This is a genomic window from Dietzia papillomatosis NBRC 105045 (assembly GCF_001570845.1).
Classification (GTDB): domain Bacteria; phylum Actinomycetota; class Actinomycetes; order Mycobacteriales; family Mycobacteriaceae; genus Dietzia; species Dietzia cinnamea.
Map to the genome: position 1 here is coordinate 15,603 of NZ_BCSL01000012.1, position 18,031 is coordinate 33,633.

Sequence of the window (18,031 nt, forward strand, 5' to 3'; positions counted from 1 at the left end):
CTTACTGCTGAGTAACAATACTGCCAGGGCCGCGTTTCGGGCCACCGGACACCGAGAACAAACGGGAGTGACACACGTGACCACAAGCCCCCGCAAGGTCGCCATCGTCGGCGGCAACCGAATCCCCTTCGCCCGCTCGAACGGCAAGTACGCGGACGCCTCCAACCAGGACATGCTCACCGCGGCGATCGACGGGCTGGCCAGCCGCTACAACCTGCAGGGCAAGCGCCTCGGGTCCGTCGTCGCCGGCGCCGTGCTCAAGCACTCCCGCGACTTCAACCTCACCCGCGAGTCCGTCATCGGCTCCGTCCTCGACTCGTCGACCCCGGCCTACGACGTGCAGCAGGCCTGCGGTACCGGCCTGGCCGCCGCCATCCAGGTCGCCGACGCGATCGCGCTCGGCCGTATCGAGTCCGGCGTCGCCGGCGGCACCGACACCACCTCGGACGCCCCGTTGGCGGTCAACGACGACCTGCGCAAGACCCTCATCAAGCTCACCGCGGCCAAGAGCAACCTTGACCGCCTCAAGCTGCTCGGCGAGATCCGCCCGCAGAGCCTCGTGCCCGAGCAGCCGCAGAACGCCGAGCCGCGCACCGGGCTGTCCATGGGCGAGCACGCCGCGATCACCGCCCGCGAGTTCGGCGTCTCGCGCGCCGACCAGGACGCCCTGGCCGCGGCCAGCCACCGCAACCTCGCCGCCTCCTACGAGTCGGGTTTCCAGGACGACCTGGTCACCCCGTACCTGGGCGTGGCCCGCGACGACAACATGCGGCCCGACTCCTCCGAGGAGAAGCTGGGCAAGCTCAAGCCCGTCTTCGGCAAGCGTGACGCCGAGGCCCACGGCACCGAGGCCACCATGACGGCCGGCAACTCCACCCCGCTCACCGACGGCGCCTCCGCGGTGCTGCTGGCCAGCGAGGAGTGGGCGGCCGAGCACAAGCTGCCCGTCCGCGCCTACCTCGTGGACTCCGAGACCGCCTCCGTGGACTTCATCCACGGCAAGGAAGGGCGCAACCCGGACGGCCTGCTCATGGCCCCCACCTACGCCGTGCCGCGGCTGCTGGCCCGCAACGGCCTCACCCTGCAGGACTTCGACTACTACGAGATCCACGAGGCGTTCGCCTCGCAGGTCCTGGCCACCCTGGCCGCGTGGGAGTCCGAGGAGTACTGCACCGAGCGGTTGGGTCTGGACAAGGCGCTGGGCTCGATCGACCGGTCCAAGCTCAACGTCAACGGCTCCTCGCTGGCGGCCGGCCACCCGTTCGCCGCGACCGGCGGCCGCATTTTGTCCGCCACCGCCAAGCTGCTCGAGCAGAACGGCGGAGGCCGCGCCCTCATCTCCATCTGCGCGGCCGGCGGCCAGGGCGTCACGGCGATCGTCGAGCGCTGACCCGGTCCCGGAACGCCTGACCTGCAGCCCCCGCGCCCGGCGCGGGGGCTGCACTCATCGCACCGGTCCGTCATAGTGGTGTGCACAGTGCTTAGTGCGGGAGTCTGACGACCGGCACCCTGCCGGGGACCCCGCCCCGCTTCGTGAGGAGGCGCGACGAGTGGACGAGTCCACCAGCACCGACGGCGGCCCGGCCCGACCCGTCGCCATCGAGGGGTCCGTCCCCCGGCCGACCGCGTCCGAGCGGCGCAGCTACCGCGTGCACTCGCGCTGGCTGCACACGGGCGTGGGCGTGTTCATGGCGCTCTCAGTGCTGTACGGATTCGACCTGGTCAACAGCATCGGGCGCGTACCGCGCGGCACCGAGGTCGCCGGGATCGAGGTCGGGGGGATGACCACGGCCGACGCCGAGCGGCGCCTGGTCGAGGAGTTGGGGCCACGGGTCGACGACGAGGTGGATCTCCGCGCCGGGGCCGTGTCCACGACGCTGGACCCGCAGGCGGTCGGACTGTCGGTGGACTGGCAGGGCACGCTCGACCGGGCCGGTGAGCAGCCCCTCAACCCGATCACCCGGCTGATCAGCCTGGTGTGGTCCACCGACGTCGGCATCGCCAGCGTCATCCCGGACGCCCGGCTCACCGACTTCCTCGAACGGCTCGCGCTGCAGGCCGACTTCGAGCCCCGCGAGGGGGCCATCTGGTTCGACCGCGACCAGGTCCGGTCGGCCATCCCGCTCGACGGCCAGCGCCTGCAGATCGAGAACTCCCGCGACGCGGTGCTCGAGCACTGGCTCGACGACGACGGCGTGGACCTGCCCGTGGACTACACGCCCACTGAGACCGACGCCGAGCAGGTCCGCGCACTGATCCGGGACGTGGCCGAACCCGCCGCCACCCGCGACGTGACGCTGCTGGCCTCCCGGCTCCGTGAGGACGGGACCGAGCCGCCGGTCACGACCATCACCACCCGGCTGCCGGCCCCACCGCCGCCCGCCGGCCGGGAGCGTCCCGAGTCCGCCGAGCGGGAGATCGAGATGATCGACCCGGACGACCCCGACGCCGTGCCCGTGGTCTTCCCCCGCGATCGGATCGGCGAGTACCTGACCTTCGTCCGCGAGGGCGACGTGCTCGAGCCGCGCTTCGACGCCGACGCCGCCAAGGGGATCCTCGAGCCGCTCCTGGAGCCGACCGAACAGGAGGGCAGGGACGCCGGCTTCGAGTTCAGCGGGACCACCGCCACGGTCGTGCCCGCGGTCCAGGGACGGACGGTCGAGTGGGGTCCGCTGCTCGGTGCTCTCCCCGGCCAGCTCACGGACACCGCGGGCCCGCGCGTGCTGCCGGTCAGCTACGTGGGCCGCGATCCCGAGCTCACCACCGAGGAGGCGGAACGGGCCGGCATCCGCGAGCCGGTCGGCCAGTTCACGGTGGCCGTCGGCGCGAACGGGCGGGCCCAGTCGATGATCGCCTCGCTCGCCGGGCACTTCATCCCCGCGGGGGAGAGCTTCTCCATGGCGGAGATCGCAGGCACCGTCTCCGGGGACACCTCTGCCGACGCCGTGGCCACCGCCCTGTTCAACGCCGCGCTCGAGGCCGGCGCCCAGGACCCGGTGCGCACGTCCCGCGGCGCCGACGGCGAAGCGTTCCCCTCCGGGCGGGACGCCACGGCCTCGGCCGACGTGGGGTTCCGCAACGCACAGGGCACCGGGCTCGTGATCGACGCCTCCGGCAGCGGGAACTCGGTGACGGTCCGACTGTGGGGCACTCGCGAATACACCGTCCGTATCTCCACGGCGCCCCGCACCGACGTCCTGCGGGCGCCGACCCGGGTGGTGACCACCGCCGGCTGTACACCGAGCCCGGGCCGGGACGGCTACACGGCGCGGGTCACCCGCACCGTCCAGCGTGGCGGCACCACCGTCAGCACCGACACCGTGTCGTCCACCTACCCCCCGCAGGAGCGGGTCGAGTGCCGGGCCGAACAGCCCGACGCCGGGGCAGCAGACCCGCCACCGCCCTCGCCCTCGCCGCCCGGCCCCGGCCCGATCCGCATCCCGGGCCTGCCGGAGATCCGCATCCCCGGCCTGCCCGGCAACTGACCGCCGCCCGCCGGGCCGCCCGCACGCACGGCGCCGCCCGCACGCACGGCGCCGCCCGCACGCACGGCGCCGCCCGCACGCACGGCGCCGCCCGCACGAACAAAATCCGCTACCCTCCGCCCGGATCCGCTACTCCCACAGGGGTAGCGGATCCAGATTCCGGGTAGCGGATTTCGGTGGGGTGGCCCGGCCGGTGGGGGCCGGCCGGGCCGGTGCCCGACCGTCAGCGCTCGACGACGACCCGCTCGTTGGGCACGCAGTGCGTCATCGTCAGGCCCTCCACGTTGCGGGGGCCGTTCTTGCCGAGGTTGGCCATGCGATCGCGCTCCTCGTCGGTCAGCTGCTGCTTGGGCAGCGGTTCGAGGTGGCGGACGTCGTCGGCCGAGATGCCCAGACCGTCGCCGACCCGCTGGCCGAGCTCGTCCTCGCACAGGAACAGGTGCCAGACCATGCGCTCCTGCACCTCGCGCGTGGCCTGCCCGATGTTGTCGATGAAGTTCTTCACCAGGTCGTCGCGCTCCCAGTCCTCCATGAGGCGGAAGCGCTGGCCCGCCTGCACGTAGTCGTTGGTGCGGGGGTACTCACTGCGCGTGAGACGACCACGCAGTTCGGGACCCACCTCCTTCTCGCCGGTCGGCGCGGACTCGCGCAGGCCGTTCATCGTGGACGGCTCGTAGTTCACGTGCGGGTTCTGCCCCTGCAGGTCCACTCCGTAGGACATCTGGCCGCCGCGCTGATTGGTGGCGACCTTCGCGTTCTTGGCACTGTTGACCGGCAGTTGCAGGTAGTTGGCGCCGACGCGGTAACGCTGGGTGTCGCTGTAGGAGAACGTGCGGCCGACCAGCATCTTGTCGTCGGAGAACTCCAGGCCGTCGACCAGGACGCCGGTACCGAACGCGATCTGCTCGTTCTCGTTGTGGTGGTCGGTGACGTTGCGGTTGAGCGTCAGGGTGCCGACCAGCTTCGGCTCGAAGTCGTTCTCCGGCCACGTCTTGGTGTCGTCCAGCGGGTCGAAGTCCAGCTCGGGATGGTCGTCATCCGACATCATCTGCACGACCAGATCCCACTTGGGGTAGTCGCCGTTCTCGATGGCCTCGTACAGATCCTTTGAGGCGTGACCGGTGTCGTTCGCCTGGATGTTCGCCGCGTCCTCCTCGGTGAGGCTCTTGACGCCCTGGTGGGGCAGCCAGTGGTACTTCACCAGGTGGCTCTCGCCCTCGGCGTTGACCCAGCGGTAGGTGTTCACGCCGAAGCCCTGCATGTGCCGGTAGTCGGCCGGGATGCCGCGGGGGCTGAAGAGGTTGACCAGCATGTGCATCGACTCCGGCGACTGCGACATGAAGTCGTAGATCCGCGGGGTCCTGGCGGAACGTGATGGGGTCGGGCTTGAGGGAGTGGATGACGTCCGGGAACTTGATGGCGTCGCGGATGAAGAAGACGCCGAGGTTGTTGCCGACGAGGTCCCAGTTGCCGTCCTCCGTGTAGAACTTCACCGCGAAGCCGCGGGGGTCCCGCGCCACCTCGGAGGAGTCCCGGCCGCCGATCACCGTTGAGAAGCGGATGGCGACGTCGGTCTTCTTGCCCGCCTCCTGGAACAGCTTGGCCCTGGTGTACTTCGAGATGGGCTCGTCGCCCCACTTCCCGGTCGCCTCGAACTCGCCGTACGCGACGAAGCCGCGCGCGTGCACGACCCGCTCCGGGATCCGCTCGCGGTCGAAGTGGCTGATCTTCTCCAGGAACTGGTAGTTCTCCAGCGTCGCCGGGCCGCGGGCGCCGACGGTGCGGGTGTTCTGGTTGTCGTGGACCGGGTGTCCCTGGCGGGTGGTCAGAATGGGGTCGTCGTGCCTGCGCTCCTCGGACATCGATTCTCCTCGGGTAGAAGGCTTCGCCCGTCCGGTGGGGCTGGTCGTGGCCCCGACCCTAGGACTCGGGGCTTCCCGCTACCACCGCTCGCGCAAATACGAAATCCGCTACCCGGCCTCCGGATCCGCTACCCGTGGAGAGGGAGCGGATCAGGAGCCGGAGTAGCGGATTCGTCTAGCGGTCGGGGCGGGCCCGCCCGTCAGAGGTGAGTCAGAACGCGGCCTCGTCCAGCTCCATGAGCTCGTTGCCGAGCCCCGAGACGATTCCCCGGGTGGCGGTGAGGAGGGGCAGTTCGTTCGTCGCGAACCACCGGGCGGCGGCGATCTTGCCGTTGTAGAAGGCCTTGTCGTCGTCAGACGCGCCGTCCACCTTGCCCAGGGCGACCTCGGCGCCGACGAGCAGACGCCAACCCATCATGAGGTCACCGAACGCCATGAGCACGCGCACCGATGCGAGCCCGATCGTGTACAGGCGCTTCGGCTCGTCCTGGGAGCCCATGAGGTGCTCGAAGCACGTGCCGATCATGGCCTCGACGTCGGCCAGCGCGGTGGCCAGCAGCTCACGCTCGGCGGCCAGCTTCCCGCCGCACGCGTCGTTCTCGAGGAAGTGCTTGATCTGCGCGGAGATGTGACCGACCGCGGTCCCACGGTCCCGGGCGATCTTGCGGAAGAAGAAGTCCTGCGCCTGGATGGCCGTCGTGCCCTCGTAGAGGGAGTCGATCTTGGCGTCGCGAATGTACTGCTCGATGGGGTAGTCCTGCAGGAAGCCCGACCCACCGAAGGTCTGCAGCGACTCGGTCAGCAGCTCGTAGGCGCGCTCGGAACCGACGCCCTTGACGATCGGCAGGAGCAGGTCGTTGACACGGTGGGCCAGAGCAGCGTCCGCGCCCGACGCGCGCACGGCCGTCTCGGGGTCCTGGTGGGCGGCGGTGTACATGTACACCGCGCGCAGGCCCTCGGCGAACGCCTTCTGGCGGATGAGCGCCCGACGCACGTCCGGGTGATGGGTGATCGTCACGCGGGGCGCGGTCTTGTCGGCCATCTCGGTCATGTCGCCGCCCTGGACGCGCTCCTTGGCGAACTCCAGAGCGTTGAGGTACCCGGTCGACAGGGTCGAAATGGCCTTGGTGCCGACCATCATGCGAGCGTGCTCGATGACGTCGAACATCTGACGGATGCCCTGGTTCAGCTCGTCGCCGCCGACCATCCAGCCCTTGGCGGGCACACCGTGGCCACCGAAGGTGAGCTCACAGGTGGTCGAGGCCTTGATGCCCATCTTGTGCTCGACGCCCGTGACGAACACGCCGTTGCGCTCACCCAGCTCGCCGGACTCGAAGTCGAAGTGGAACTTCGGCACGAAGAACAGGGACAGGCCCTTGGTGCCCGGCCCGGCGCCCTCGGGGCGCGCCAGAACCAGGTGGAAGATGTTCTCGAACATATCGTCCGAGTCGGCCGAGGTGATGAACCGCTTGACGCCCTCGATGTGCCAGGAGCCGTCGTCCTGCTTGACGGCCTTGGTCCGGCCGGCGCCGACGTCCGAACCGGCGTCGGGCTCGGTGAGCACCATGGTGGCACCCCAGCCGCGCTCGGCGCAGGTGGCGGCCCACTTCTTCTGTTCCTCGGTACCGTTCTCGTAGAGGACGGCGGCGAAGGCCGGGCCGGCCGAGTACATGAACGCGGGGGCGTTGGCACCGAGCATCATCTCGCCGACGGCCCACACCATCGCGCGGGGAGCCGGCATGCCGCCGATCTCGTCGGGCAGACCCATCGACCAGTAGCCGGCGTCGAACCACGCCTTGAACGACTTCTTGAAGTCCTCGGGAATGGAGACCGAGTGGGTCCCCGGGTCGAACACCGGCGGGTTGCGGTCGGCGGAGGCGAAAGACTCGGCAACCGGGCCCTCGGCCAGAGCGGAGACCTCGTCGAGGATGCCCTTGGCGGTCTCGGTGTCCATGTCGCCGAACTCGCCGGCGTCGAGTGCCTCGTTCATGCCAAGGACCTCGAACATGTTGAACTCGAGATCCCGGACGTTGCTCTTGTAGTGACCCATTACGGTCTTCTCCGATCGGAGTGCGTGTCATGGAATTGGTCGCGCCCGAAGAGTCGGTGCTGCTCGCCCACGGGGCCACTGGAACCTACTCGTCGGTAACAACGCCGATGCTAATGCGTTGTCCGCGAACAGTCCAAGGTGAGGGAAGGCTCTGATTCCGCAGGCCGCGTCCCTCCGCGGGTTCCCGGGCGGGCTCTTCGGGGCGCCCACGGTGAGGGAGACGGTGGGGCAGAATCACCTCATGGCAGAGATCCAGCGGCGGGCGCCCTCCGCCGTCTCCGTGGTGGGGGCGGCGTTTCGTGTGGTCGAGTGGCAACTCGGGCTGGCCAGGGAGCTGATCCTCCTGCCCGCTCGGGTACTCGCGCTGCTCGACGACGTCGAGGTGGTGGTCGAGCGGATCCAGGACCTGCTCGACGAGGTGAACCGGACCGTGCGGGAGATCGACGGGATCGTCGCCTCCGCGACCAGCACTGTCGACGACGTCCGAACCACCGTCGCCAGGGCCGACCGGATGATCGACCAGGTGGCCGGCACGGTGACCGACGCGGAGGGGGTGGTGCGTCGGGTGGACGGCACCATCGATTCGGCGGAGGGGGTGGTGCGCCGGGTGGGCGGCACCATCGATTCGGCGGAGGGGGTGGTGCGTCGGGTGGACGGCACCATCGATTCGGCGGAGGGGGTGGTCTCCCGCGTCGGAGCGACCGTGGACACCGCGGACGAACTGGTCCTCGACGCGGGCACGCTCGTGGAGCGGGTCGTGCCGCTGCTCGACTTCGCGGACTCCGCGCTGGCTCCCGTCAAGCCGGTCGTCGAGGCGCTGCTCGTCGACGCCGAGTTCGACCCGGAGGTCGCCAAGCGCGTCGCGACGCGCCTCACCGAGGTGCTCGTGTGGGCGGACAAGACCGTCTCTCTGCTGGAGCCGATCGCCGGCGAGGTCCTCCAGTCGGTCGACCCGGAGGAGATCAAGGCGGTCGTGAAGTTCATCGACCACCTGCCAGCGCTCGGCGAGAGTCTGGAGACCGACATCATGCCGGTGCTCGCCTCGATGGACACGGTCGCCCCGGAGGTCCACCAGATCCTCGAGGTCGCGCAGCAGTGCCTCGAGGCGGTGGCCGGCATCCCGGGCTTCCAACTCCTGCGTCGCCGCGGGGGCGAGAACGGCAGGGCCGCGACATGACGCCGAGCCCCGGGCTCCCGCGGTACGGGGCCGTGAAGGGGCTCATCGGCTACCGCGCGCCGTCCGGTGGCGTCAGGACAACACTGCCCAGCACATCGCAGGTGGCCAGGGCCAGCTGAGTGTCCAGTCGCCGGTCTCCCGGGCGGCGCCCCAACGCGATCTCGGCCTTGGTCAGCCTGTACTTGACCGTGTTCCGGTGCAGGAGCAGTCGGGTCGCGGTGTCCGAGTAGTTCTCCGCCGAATCGAGAAAGACCCGGACGGTCTCGCGCTGGCGGGCCGCGTCCTCGGTGTCCGCGGCGAGACTGCCGAGCACCTCGCCGACCCACCGCCGGGTGGTGCTGAGGTCTTCAGCCAGTCGCGCGATCACCGGGATCCCGTCGTCAGCGTAGGAGACCACGGTCGCCTGGCCGGTCGTGGACGCCTGCGCCACCGTGGCGGCCTGCGCGGCCTGCGTCCGGGTTGTCCGAAAGCCCTCGACACCGGCCCCGGCCGCACCGAACGCCACCCGGGCGCCCCGCGTCGCCGCCAGCGGCACCACCGCCCGGGTGTCGACGGGGTCGCGTCGGCCCTCCATGCCGAACCACGCCTCGGCGGTGGCGCGCCCGGTGGTGATCATCAGCGGGCCCCGGCTCACGCCGAGAGCGCGGGCGAGCTGCCCCACCACGGTCGCCAGCAGCCGGGCCTGATCGGCGACGGTGCCGAAGTCGTCGATCCACACACGGCAACCGACGTGAACCTGGTCGAGTCGATAGCCCGTGACCCTCGCGAACTCGGCGGGGTCCACGTCGTCCCCGTCGACGACGCGGTTGACCAGGGAGTTGATGGACCGCTCCGCCTGATTGTGCGAGTACCGCACCTCCTCCTCGTGGGCGGCGATGACGGTCCGAGTGATCTCGTCGACGTACTGGTAGAGCCAGCCCGCCAGGTGGTGGTACAGCGGGAGCTTCTCGTGGTCGGCGCACTCGATCTCTTGCACTTGGTCGAACACGTGGGCCAGGAGCCGGTCGGACCCGACGTGGTAGGCGCGGCGGAGCGCGGCGCCTGACACGTTCCGCCGGGCGAGCATCACGGCGTAGCTCATCGCGTCCGGGAGCGGAGGCAGGTGGTGGGCCTCCTTGGTGTGGGACAACAGGTCGATGATCACCTGCACGTTGTTCACGACGCTGTCGTGCAGCGAAGCCCGCATCTCCTCCTCGGTGAGCTCGCCGATGGCCTCCTCGATGGCGGCGGTCATGCTCTCGGCGATGGCATCGGTCTCCGAGCTGAGCCGCAGTCCGATCTGGCGGGTCAGCTCGCGGAGACGTTCGGGATTCTGGGGCGTGGTGCTGAGCATGCTCTCCGGCGGGGCCGCACCCGTGTCCCGGGGCGGGGTCCTGCCTTGTCCTTCCTGCGAGATCACCGCCGGGACAGGTATGTCAGGGCGGAGCGGGCCGCGTTCCACCCGGCCATCCCGTGTGCGCCGGCACCGGGGGGAGTGGCCGCCGAGCAGAGGTAGACGCCCGGCACTCCGGTCGAATACGGATCGATGGCGACCCTCGGACGGAAGACCAGCTGCCGGGGGGCATTGGCACCCGTGACGATATCGCCGTCCACGTAGTTCGGGTTGTGATCTGCGATCTCGCGGGGCGAGCGCGTGTGAACGTAGTGGACGCGGTCCCGGAAGCCGGGGGCGAACCGCTCGATCTGATCGATGATCGTCTGCGTGGCGTCCCCCGTCCAGCCCGCGGGGACGTGGGCGTACGCGTCGACCGGGTGCACCCCGTCCCGGGCCCTGCCGGGGTCGGCGACCGACTGCTGGCCGACCAGGACGAACGGACGGTCGGGCATCTCCCCGCGAACGACCTGGCGCTCTGCGGCGGCGACCTCCGCGAACGTGCCGCCGACATGGACGGTGCCCGCGTGCCGCGACGGCTCGTGCGACCACGGGATGCCCCCCTCGACCGCGAACGCGACCTGGAACGCGGCCGGGCCGTGGCGGAAGCGGCGGTAGGCCCTGTCGACCCGCCGGGGCAGCACGCCGGCGAGTATCCGGGCTGCCGCCCCGGGGGAGGTGTCGAGCATGACGATGTCCGGCCCGCCGAGTTCCCTCAGGTCGCGGACGGTGGTGCCCGTCTCGATCCGCCCTCCTCGCGCGGTCAACATCGCCGCCATCGTCGCGGAGATCGTCGAGGAGCCACCGACGGCCACCGGCCAGCCGAAGCGGTGGGCGGCGGTGCCCAGTGCGATGCCGATCGCCGACGACATGAACGAGCCCAGGGGCCGGAAGGCGTGCGCGGCGACTCCCGCGAACAGCGCCCGTGCCTCGTCGGTGTGCCACCGGCGGGCCAGCAGCCCGGCCGGCATCGCCGCGTACGCGCCGAACCGGGCCAGCGAGACCGGATGGTCCGGAACGTGTAACAGCGGCCGGAGGAAGTCCTCGGTGATCCGGGGGAATCGCTCGGTGAGGGGGCCGTAGACGCGCTGGTAGGAGGGGCCGTCGGAACCGAGCCCGGCGGCGGTCCGGCCGACCGACTGCCAGACGGCAGCACCTCTGCTGCCGTCGAGGGGGTGCGAGTACTGGACCTCCGGCAGCGCCCATTCCAGTCCGTGCGCCACGAGGTCGAACTGCCGGCTGAACCCGGTGTCGAGGGCGAGCGGGTGGAACCCGGAACAGTGGTCGTGCAGCAGGCCCGGCGTGGTCATCTCTCCGGACCGCGTACCGCCGCCGACGGAGTCGGATGCTTCCAGGACGGTCACATCGACTCCGTCGGCGGCGAGTGTCAACGCGGCTGCCAGACCGTTGGGTCCGCTACCCACGATGATCGCTGTGGGCATGGAGTCAGCTCATCTCCACCGTGGACTTGTCGTGTCCGGTCGCGGGGCCGGGGGCGGAGAGGTCGCCCTCGGCACCAGGGGAGGACGGGACCGCAGCGGAGGCCCGCTTGTCGGCCGGCAGGTACTCGGGGTGACGCCAGGTCACCGTGTACGGGATGGGGCCGTCGGGCAGCCAGGGCTGCTGCTTGACCACATCACGGACGTCGTAGTGGCCGCGTTCGACGACTCCGAGGGAGGCGTCGATGACGCGGTATTCGATCGTCTTCTTGTGCAGCGGCTGGGACTCCGTCCACACGCTGATGAACTCGCCCGGGGCGAAGTTGCAGCGCTTCTGCACGGCAGCGATGGTCCGCTCGTCGAACAGGTGGCCGTCGCCGAACTGCCATCCCGAGAAGAAGGTGCACATGACCTCACCCTCGCGGAAGCGGTAGTTCTCCATACTGTCCAGGTGATCCGGGAAGATCGACATGTGGCCGCGACCCTGGGTGTTCATCATCCGGAACGCGGTCGTCTTCTGTAGGAACATCTCCGCCCCCGCCTCCCCGAACAGGCTCGAGAGCTGGTGCTTCGGCGAGGTCATCGAGGTGACGAACTCCGGGTTGTCCAGCTTGGCCTCGCAGCCGTTGTTGCGGAACGCCATGGTGGAGTTCGCCCAGTTCCCGGCGTACTGGCGCATTGAGATGAGGAACGAGATCTTGTCCGGCCGGAAGTTGCCCACCAGCGGCCCCGTGAGGGTGAGGACCGCGGCGGCCACCACGACCCAGACGCTGCTGGCGTCCCAGAGCGCGTAGCCGTCACCGTTGAAGAAGCCCAGGAACACGATCGGGGTGGCGAAGACGTAGAAGAGGTTCCACTCCTGCGGCATGGCCAGCGCGAACATCGAGTAGATGAAGACGTGGAAGCACATCATGAACGCCGCCGCCAGGACCGCGACGGTCCAGTTGGTGGTGAACAGGAGGATGAGCGGGACCACGAACTCGACGATCGTCCCCATGACGTGCGCGGCGAACCACGCGACCCTGGTGGGCATGAGGTCGTTGGGCGCGTCGCGGTACAGCGAGCGGCGGAGCGCCTTGGACTTCACCAACGGCCCGTTGGTGAGCATCGTTTGCACGGTGGGCGTGAAGTGCACGCCGATCTTCGACAGGAACGCCCCCCACCAGACGGCGAACATGGCGATCTTGGCCACGATGATCATGTCCACGCTGCCGCCGCCGTACAGGGTGAGCAGGCCGAAGCCGAGCAGGATGACCGAGTACTGCTCGGGACGTGAGGCCAGGAAGGTCACCCGGTCACGCAGGCCCAGGATCAACTGCAGCGCCACGTAGGTGATGAAGGGCCAGGCGGGGACGAGGCCCGCCTCGCTGTAGGCGGCCGCCGTCTGCTGCCCCGGCAGCACCAGGCCGAGAGCGAGGCTGGCCAGCATGCCGAAGTACAGCGCGACGTCGATGGCCCTGCGCTCGTCACCCTTGGTGAAGGGCACCTTGTCCGGCCAGGGCGGGAGCCGTAGGGTGCCGGTCCGCATCCAGTAGCGGTAGCCGGCGGTGTTGGGCTTGAACTTGAAGGCGAGCGGCCCCCACGACTCGTTGAAGCCGGTGGCGGACCACAGGACCACCCACAGCATCGCCTTCTGGTAGACGATGAGCTCGCCCCACCAGGCGCCCAGGTCGGTCAGTGGCAGACCGGGCGTCGACAGGCCGATGATGAGCCAGCCACCGATGAAGAAGAACAGGCCCTTGACGAGGTAGAGGGAGTGCATGATCTTCGGGGCGCCGAAGCCGTGGTCCACCCAGTGGTGGGCGAGCAGCTTCATCCGCTCCATGACGGGGATCGACTCGAACTTCTCCGGGTCGATGTCGGGTACGTCGGCTTGTAGGAATGCCACTGGTACTCCTTGTCGGTGGTGAGGGTGGCGGTGAGGGATCGGGTGGGGAGGGGTCTGGGGAAGGGGAGGGGCTCGGGAGGGAGCCGGAACAGGGACGCGGGAGGGGCCGTCAGGCCGCGAGCGACGCCCGGAGGCCGGGTTTGTCGATCTTTCCGACGGGGTTTTTGGGCAGTACGGGTGTGATCTCCACGTGCACGGGCACTTTGACCCGTGTGAGGTGCTGGCGGCAGTGCGCGACCACCGCCTCGGCGGTGAGGTCGGCGTCGGGGTAGGGCACCACGAACGCCACGGGGACCTCTCCCATCACGTCGTCGGGCTGACCGACCACGGCGACCTCGAGGACGCCCGGCAGGCTGCCGATCGCGTTCTCGATCTCCTTGGGATAGAGGTTCTCGCCGCCGCGGATGATCATGTCCTTGAGGCGGTCGACGATGGTCAGGTAGCCGTCCTCGTCGAGCCTGCCGACGTCGCCCGTGCGCACCCAGCCGTCGACGATGGTCTCGGCGGTGGCCTCCGGACGGTTGAGGTAGCCGGCCATCACGGTGGGTCCGGTGATGAGGACCTCGCCGGTCTGCCCGGTGGGGACGTCCTGCAGGTTGTCGTCGACGATCCGGATGCGCTGCCCGGGAAGGGCCGGTCCGACGGTGCCGGGTTTGCGTGGGCCGTCGATGGGGTTGACCGCGGAGGCGCAGGTGGCCTCGGTCAGGCCGTATCCCTCGAGGATGGGGGCGTCGAGGAACTCCTCGGCCGCAGCGAGGAGCTCACGGGTGGCCGGGGCGGCGCCGCAGACGGCGAACCGGAGGGATGACATGTCCGGCTGCCGCCCCTCGGCCTTGCTGAGAAGAAGGGCGTAGATGGTGGGCACGGCGGAGAAGTAGGTGGGCCGCAGGCGTTCGACCGTGTCGAAGAACCTGGTCGCATCGAACCCGCCGAGGATCGTGAGCTGCGCCCCGACCTGCAGGGGCGCCAGCAGACTGACCATCAGCGCGTTGACGTGGAACAACGGCAACACGAGCAGACAGTGGTCGTCCGCCGTCATCCTCATGGACTCGACCATCATCGCGGACATCGCCGTGGCGTTGTCGTGCGTCAGCATCACGCCCTTGGGGCGTCCGGTGGAGCCGCTGGTGTAGATGACCAGCGCGAGATCGTCGCCTGAGAGGTCGACCGGTTCGAGCGGCACGTCGTCCGTCGAGGCCTTTAGGTCATCAACGCTAATTGTCGGTCGGCCGCCTGAGGGTGCCCCGTGACCGGCGTTCACCACGAGCACGGCGCGGGCGTCCTCGATCTGGTGACCGGCCTCCTCGTGGGTGAAGTTGGGGTTGATCGGCGTGGCCGCCGCGCCGAGATACCAGGCGGCGAGAATCGAGATCACCAGTTCGCTCCGGTTGGGCAGCATCACGGCGACCACGTCGCCCCTGTTCACGCCCTGTTCGCGGAACTGGGCGGCGACGGCGGTCACCCTTTCGTCGAGCTCGCGGAACGACATCTCCGTGGCCTCGTCGCGTACGGCGGGGGCGTCTCCGAACCGATCCGCCAACACTCTCGGGAGGTATCCGGGCTTCACATCGACTCCTCATCACGGTTGGTGTGATCTCGGACACTACCCAGCCGGACCGGCGCCGATCATCGGTTGATGTGACGAAGTTCACGTGCCCGTTTGTGCATCGTGCACTATGTGGGCGTTTCCTGCCGGGTTCGGCGGTGTGCCCGGCGAGGGGGCGCGGGGACGACGACGCCGAATAGCGCCAAAATGACGATCGGGGCACCTCCGGTGAGGAGGTGCCCCGCGAACGACGCCCTTTCGGGCGGTTGAGCCGATGACGGGAATCGAACCCGCGCTGTCTGCTTGGGAAGCAGAAGTTCTACCATTGAACTACATCGGCGGTGCCTGCTCGAGGCGGATTTCAGACTAGCACGAGCCCTGCGTGGCGCAGGGCGCCCGGGTCACTTCTTCCGGGCGGCCTTCCGCTTGGCGCCGGGCGTCATGGGACGCTTGGGCTGGGCGAGGGAGGCGCGGGGGACGAACCCGAACGCCACGCCTCCGATCACGGCCACCGCGATCGCGCCGATGATCCACGGGGTGATGGACCCGCCGCTCGTGATCCCCATCATCACGATGAGCACGGCCACGCCGACGCACACCCACGACCACTGGGTCCAGCGCCAGATGTACTTCGAGGGCTCTTCCCTGATCTCGTCCATGGGCCCATTTCACCACGTCAGCTGCGGTCGGCGCATATCGGCGGCAGCTCGAGGGGGTCGCCGCGGTCGCGGCGGCCGCACCTTGTGGTAGGTCTCACGCCGATTCCGAGCAGATCCGGGAAGGAAGCGGCCCCGCCGGACGCTGAACTGGAGAGCGGTCCGTTTTGTGCGGACGGTCGCCCGGCGGACGGGCACCGTGTACTGGAGGTGCGTGATGGACGACCTGACAGGCCGGCCCGTCGCGGAACGCGTGCGGACGGTGCTCGCGCGGGGCGCGTCGGGAACCGTGGGGGCGGGGATGCTGCGGCGCCCGCTGCGGTCGGCGCGGGTCCGTGACGACGGCGTCGTGGTGCTCGTGGTCGACGTGGGCGGGGCGTCGCGCGAGGCGGGGGATGCCGCCCGCGTCGCCGCCGCCGGCGCCTCCGCGACCGTCGAGATCGTCGACACCGTCTGTACGGGCCGGTGTCGTGGCTCCGCGCCGCGTCCCTCGTTCTCCGTCGACGGTCGTCCCGCGCCGTGCGGGGGGCGTGGGCAGGGTCACGACGACGAGTGCGCGGTCGCCCGCGGCATCGTCACCCTCTCGGGGATCGTGACGGCCTCGTCGGCGGTACGGCGACGCAGAGTGGTCGCGGCGGACGGCGGCGGGCCGGACGGGAGCGGCGACGTCGGATCGGTCCGATTGAGCGAGTTGCAGCCGCTGGAGATCAGCTACGTCGAGGCGGACGGGGTGCACCTGGTGGCGCGGTCGGAGCTCGCCGCCGCCGGCGTCGACCCGATCGCGGTCGACGAGCAGGCGTGGTTGCGTCGGTTGGCCGACGACCCGGGCCTGGCCGCGCGCCTCGCGCAGCGCGCCGGACGGCAGGTCGCCGGTGCGAGACCATGCCTCGCGGGCATCGACAGCTACGGGATCGACGTGAGCATCGGTTCGCTGCAATCCGGGTTCCGCGAGCACTTCCGGGTGGAGTTCCCGCAGGTCTGTGCTGATTCGGATGACGTCCACAGGGTCCTCGCCGAGCTGGCACGGTGATCTGCCACACAAGAGTTTCCTGAAAACTCTTGCCTTTGAGGTAAGCCTTACCTAAGTTGATTGCTGCGGGTAGTCACGTCCCCGCACCCGCTTCCCGCTCCGGCACCGTCCCTGAGGCGCCGGAGCGGGGGACGGGAACCGCGACGACGAGAGGCGAAGGCATGCGATCACTGGTGGGACCCGTACCGGAGCCGGCCGAGCGGGCGAGCTCAGCGCTACGCCGGTGCCCGCGCGCCACCCTCACGTTCGGCTCCGCCACCCCGTCGGTCGCCCTCGTGCACCGGGGCCCCGCGACCGCCGACCTCAGCCTGGTGATCCCGATAGCCGACGCGGCATCCATCGGGTTCGGCGGGGTCACCGCCCGGCTCGAGGTGCTCGACGAGATCATCGGGGGAGTGGCCCAGGGTCGCTGCCGCCGCATCGTCGTCGTCGAGGGGCGCGTCGAACGGTCCGGGACGCGCGCCCAACGCATCACCGCCGCCGACATCGCGCGCGACCTCCCCGACTCAGCCCTCCTGGGCGTCGGATCCGACTCCGCCCTCGTCCGGCTCCGTGCCGACAAGATCGTCCTCACCGACGACGAGGGCGTCACCGACATCGCGCCCGACGACCTCGCCACCTCCGGCCCCGACCCGTTCACGGACCTCGAGGGCCACTGGCTCGATCACCTCAACGACCCCCGCTGCCAGGTCGTCCCGCGCATCGCGCTGCGAGTCTGCCGGTGTCTGCCCGCCGTGCGGCCCCTGCTCATCGGGATCGATCGCGCCGGCGTGGACATCGAGCTCGTCGACCGCGATGGTCGGATCCGCCGCGAGCGACTGCCGTTCGCGGAGGCGTGCACGGGCGTCGCCGAGCTCGGCACCCAGCTCCGTCTGCTCGCGGGGGGCGCCCGGTACCCTCAGGATCGTGCTGCTCTCCGACCGTGACCTCCGCGCCGAGCTCGCCGACGGGCGACTGGGCATCGACCCCCTCGACCCCGCGCTGATCCAGCCGTCGAGCATCGATGTCCGCCTCGACCGGCTGTTCCGTGTCTTCAACAACTCGCGCTACACCCACATCGACCCGGCGCTGCAGCAGGACGAGCTGACCGAACTGGTCGAGGTCGCCGACGGCGATCCCTTCGTCCTGCACCCCGGCGAGTTCGTCCTCGGCGCGACCCTCGAACGGCTCGCCCTGCCCGACGACCTCGCCGGCCGGCTCGAGGGCAAGTCCTCCCTCGGCCGCCTCGGTCTGCTCACCCATTCCACCGCCGGGTTCATCGACCCCGGCTTCGACGGACACATCACCCTCGAGCTGTCCAACGTCGCGAACCTGCCCATCACCCTGTGGCCGGGGATGAAGATCGGCCAGCTGTGCCTGTTCCGGCTCTCCAGCCCCGCCGAGACCCCCTACGGCAGCGCGAGCGTCGGTTCCAAATACCAGGGCCAGCGCGGACCGACGGCGTCGAAGGCGTACCTCAACTTCCGGTGAGCCGGAATGGCCGCGGCCATCCCACCGCCCGGGGCGTGCGACGCGCAGTGCACCGA

The 18,031-nt window shown here is 69.8% G+C and carries 13 protein-coding genes, 1 tRNA gene and 1 pseudogene; 6 read left to right on the forward strand and 9 right to left on the reverse strand.

Annotated features, from left to right (window positions below):
* Window positions 1-76: 76 nt before the first annotated feature.
* Window positions 77-1,390 (forward strand): acetyl-CoA C-acetyltransferase, encoded by a 1,314-nt coding sequence (locus DPA01S_RS05930; RefSeq protein ID WP_061914599.1) that lies wholly within the window; start codon window positions 77-79, stop codon window positions 1,388-1,390.
* A 160-nt stretch (window positions 1,391-1,550) separates the two neighbouring features.
* Complete coding sequence (locus DPA01S_RS17445; protein WP_061914602.1) at window positions 1,551-3,485, forward strand: VanW family protein; 1,935 nt, start codon at window positions 1,551-1,553, stop codon at window positions 3,483-3,485.
* A 223-nt stretch (window positions 3,486-3,708) separates the two neighbouring features.
* On the opposite strand, the gene DPA01S_RS17555 is transcribed toward DPA01S_RS17445, so the two are convergent.
* The 3 genes and pseudogenes from DPA01S_RS17555 to DPA01S_RS05945 form a co-directional block, all read right to left on the reverse strand.
* Entirely contained in the window at window positions 3,709-4,206 is a 498-nt protein-coding gene (locus DPA01S_RS17555) for a catalase-related domain-containing protein (RefSeq protein WP_369691782.1), read from the reverse strand.
* A pseudogene (locus DPA01S_RS17560) lies at window positions 4,201-5,347 on the reverse strand (catalase); the annotation flags it as partial. The gene DPA01S_RS17555 and the pseudogene DPA01S_RS17560, both read right to left, overlap by 6 nt.
* Before the next feature lie 211 nt (window positions 5,348-5,558).
* On the reverse strand, window positions 5,559-7,397 hold the full coding sequence (locus DPA01S_RS05945; protein ID WP_061914605.1) for an acyl-CoA dehydrogenase: 1,839 nt from the start codon (window positions 7,395-7,397) through the stop codon (window positions 5,559-5,561).
* A 241-nt stretch (window positions 7,398-7,638) separates the two neighbouring features.
* On the opposite strand from DPA01S_RS05945, the gene DPA01S_RS05950 reads away from it, so the two are divergent.
* Complete coding sequence (locus tag DPA01S_RS05950; RefSeq protein ID WP_061914608.1) at window positions 7,639-8,574, forward strand: hypothetical protein; 936 nt, start codon at window positions 7,639-7,641, stop codon at window positions 8,572-8,574.
* A 49-nt stretch (window positions 8,575-8,623) separates the two neighbouring features.
* Here the strand turns inward: DPA01S_RS05950 and DPA01S_RS05955 are convergent, their stop codons facing one another.
* The 6 genes from DPA01S_RS05955 to DPA01S_RS05980 all read right to left on the reverse strand — a co-directional run bounded on the left by DPA01S_RS05955 (window position 8,624) and on the right by DPA01S_RS05980 (window position 15,478).
* Complete coding sequence (locus DPA01S_RS05955; RefSeq protein ID WP_061914611.1) at window positions 8,624-9,907, reverse strand: RsbRD N-terminal domain-containing protein; 1,284 nt, start codon at window positions 9,905-9,907, stop codon at window positions 8,624-8,626.
* 62 nt (window positions 9,908-9,969) lie between these two features.
* Window positions 9,970-11,388, reverse strand: a complete 1,419-nt coding sequence (locus DPA01S_RS05960; protein WP_061914614.1) for a phytoene desaturase family protein — start codon at window positions 11,386-11,388, stop codon at window positions 9,970-9,972.
* Between the two features lie 4 nt (window positions 11,389-11,392).
* Window positions 11,393-13,273 carry a DUF3556 domain-containing protein gene (locus tag DPA01S_RS05965; protein ID WP_083324412.1) on the reverse strand — a complete coding sequence of 627 codons (1,881 nt, stop codon included), beginning with the start codon at window positions 13,271-13,273 and terminating at the stop codon, window positions 11,393-11,395.
* 109 nt (window positions 13,274-13,382) lie between these two features.
* Window positions 13,383-14,840 (reverse strand): class I adenylate-forming enzyme family protein, encoded by a 1,458-nt coding sequence (locus tag DPA01S_RS05970; protein WP_061914617.1) that lies wholly within the window; start codon window positions 14,838-14,840, stop codon window positions 13,383-13,385.
* Window positions 14,841-15,088: 248 nt separating this feature from the next.
* A tRNA-Gly gene (locus DPA01S_RS05975) sits at window positions 15,089-15,159 on the reverse strand.
* A gap of 61 nt (window positions 15,160-15,220) precedes the next feature.
* Window positions 15,221-15,478, reverse strand: coding sequence for a hypothetical protein (locus DPA01S_RS05980; RefSeq protein WP_061914620.1), 258 nt, complete (start codon window positions 15,476-15,478; stop codon window positions 15,221-15,223).
* A 214-nt stretch (window positions 15,479-15,692) separates the two neighbouring features.
* Here DPA01S_RS05980 and DPA01S_RS05985 point away from each other — a divergent pair, with 214 nt between their 5' ends.
* The 3 genes from DPA01S_RS05985 to dcd all read left to right on the forward strand — a co-directional run bounded on the left by DPA01S_RS05985 (window position 15,693) and on the right by dcd (window position 17,975).
* Entirely contained in the window at window positions 15,693-16,505 is an 813-nt protein-coding gene (locus DPA01S_RS05985) for a hypothetical protein (protein WP_061914623.1), read from the forward strand.
* Window positions 16,506-16,666: 161 nt separating this feature from the next.
* The gene (locus DPA01S_RS05990) at window positions 16,667-17,431 is read left to right on the forward strand and encodes a hypothetical protein (RefSeq protein WP_061914626.1); all 765 of its coding nucleotides are present in this window, start codon (window positions 16,667-16,669) and stop codon (window positions 17,429-17,431) included.
* A complete protein-coding gene (gene dcd, locus DPA01S_RS05995; protein WP_007633742.1) occupies window positions 17,412-17,975 on the forward strand; it encodes a dCTP deaminase in 564 nt (187 codons plus the stop codon). The genes DPA01S_RS05990 and dcd overlap by 20 nt, the downstream gene beginning before the upstream one ends.
* Window positions 17,976-18,031: the final 56 nt, after the last annotated feature.

Bases quoted from the DNA above. Each gene is read 5' to 3' on its own strand.
- DPA01S_RS05950 (WP_061914608.1), top strand. From the start codon at position 7,639: ATGGCAGAGATCCAGCGGCGGGCGCCCTCCGCCGTCTCCGTGGTGGGG.
- DPA01S_RS05990 (WP_061914626.1), top strand. From the start codon at position 16,667: ATGCGATCACTGGTGGGACCCGTACCGGAGCCGGCCGAGCGGGCGAGC.
- DPA01S_RS05985 (WP_061914623.1), top strand. From the start codon at position 15,693: ATGGACGACCTGACAGGCCGGCCCGTCGCGGAACGCGTGCGGACGGTG.
- DPA01S_RS05980 (WP_061914620.1), bottom strand. From the start codon at position 15,478: ATGGACGAGATCAGGGAAGAGCCCTCGAAGTACATCTGGCGCTGGACC.
- DPA01S_RS05955 (WP_061914611.1), bottom strand. From the start codon at position 9,907: ATGCTCAGCACCACGCCCCAGAATCCCGAACGTCTCCGCGAGCTGACC.
- DPA01S_RS05960 (WP_061914614.1), bottom strand. From the start codon at position 11,388: ATGCCCACAGCGATCATCGTGGGTAGCGGACCCAACGGTCTGGCAGCC.
- DPA01S_RS17555 (WP_369691782.1), bottom strand. From the start codon at position 4,206: ATGTCCTACGGAGTGGACCTGCAGGGGCAGAACCCGCACGTGAACTAC.
- DPA01S_RS05945 (WP_061914605.1), bottom strand. From the start codon at position 7,397: ATGGGTCACTACAAGAGCAACGTCCGGGATCTCGAGTTCAACATGTTC.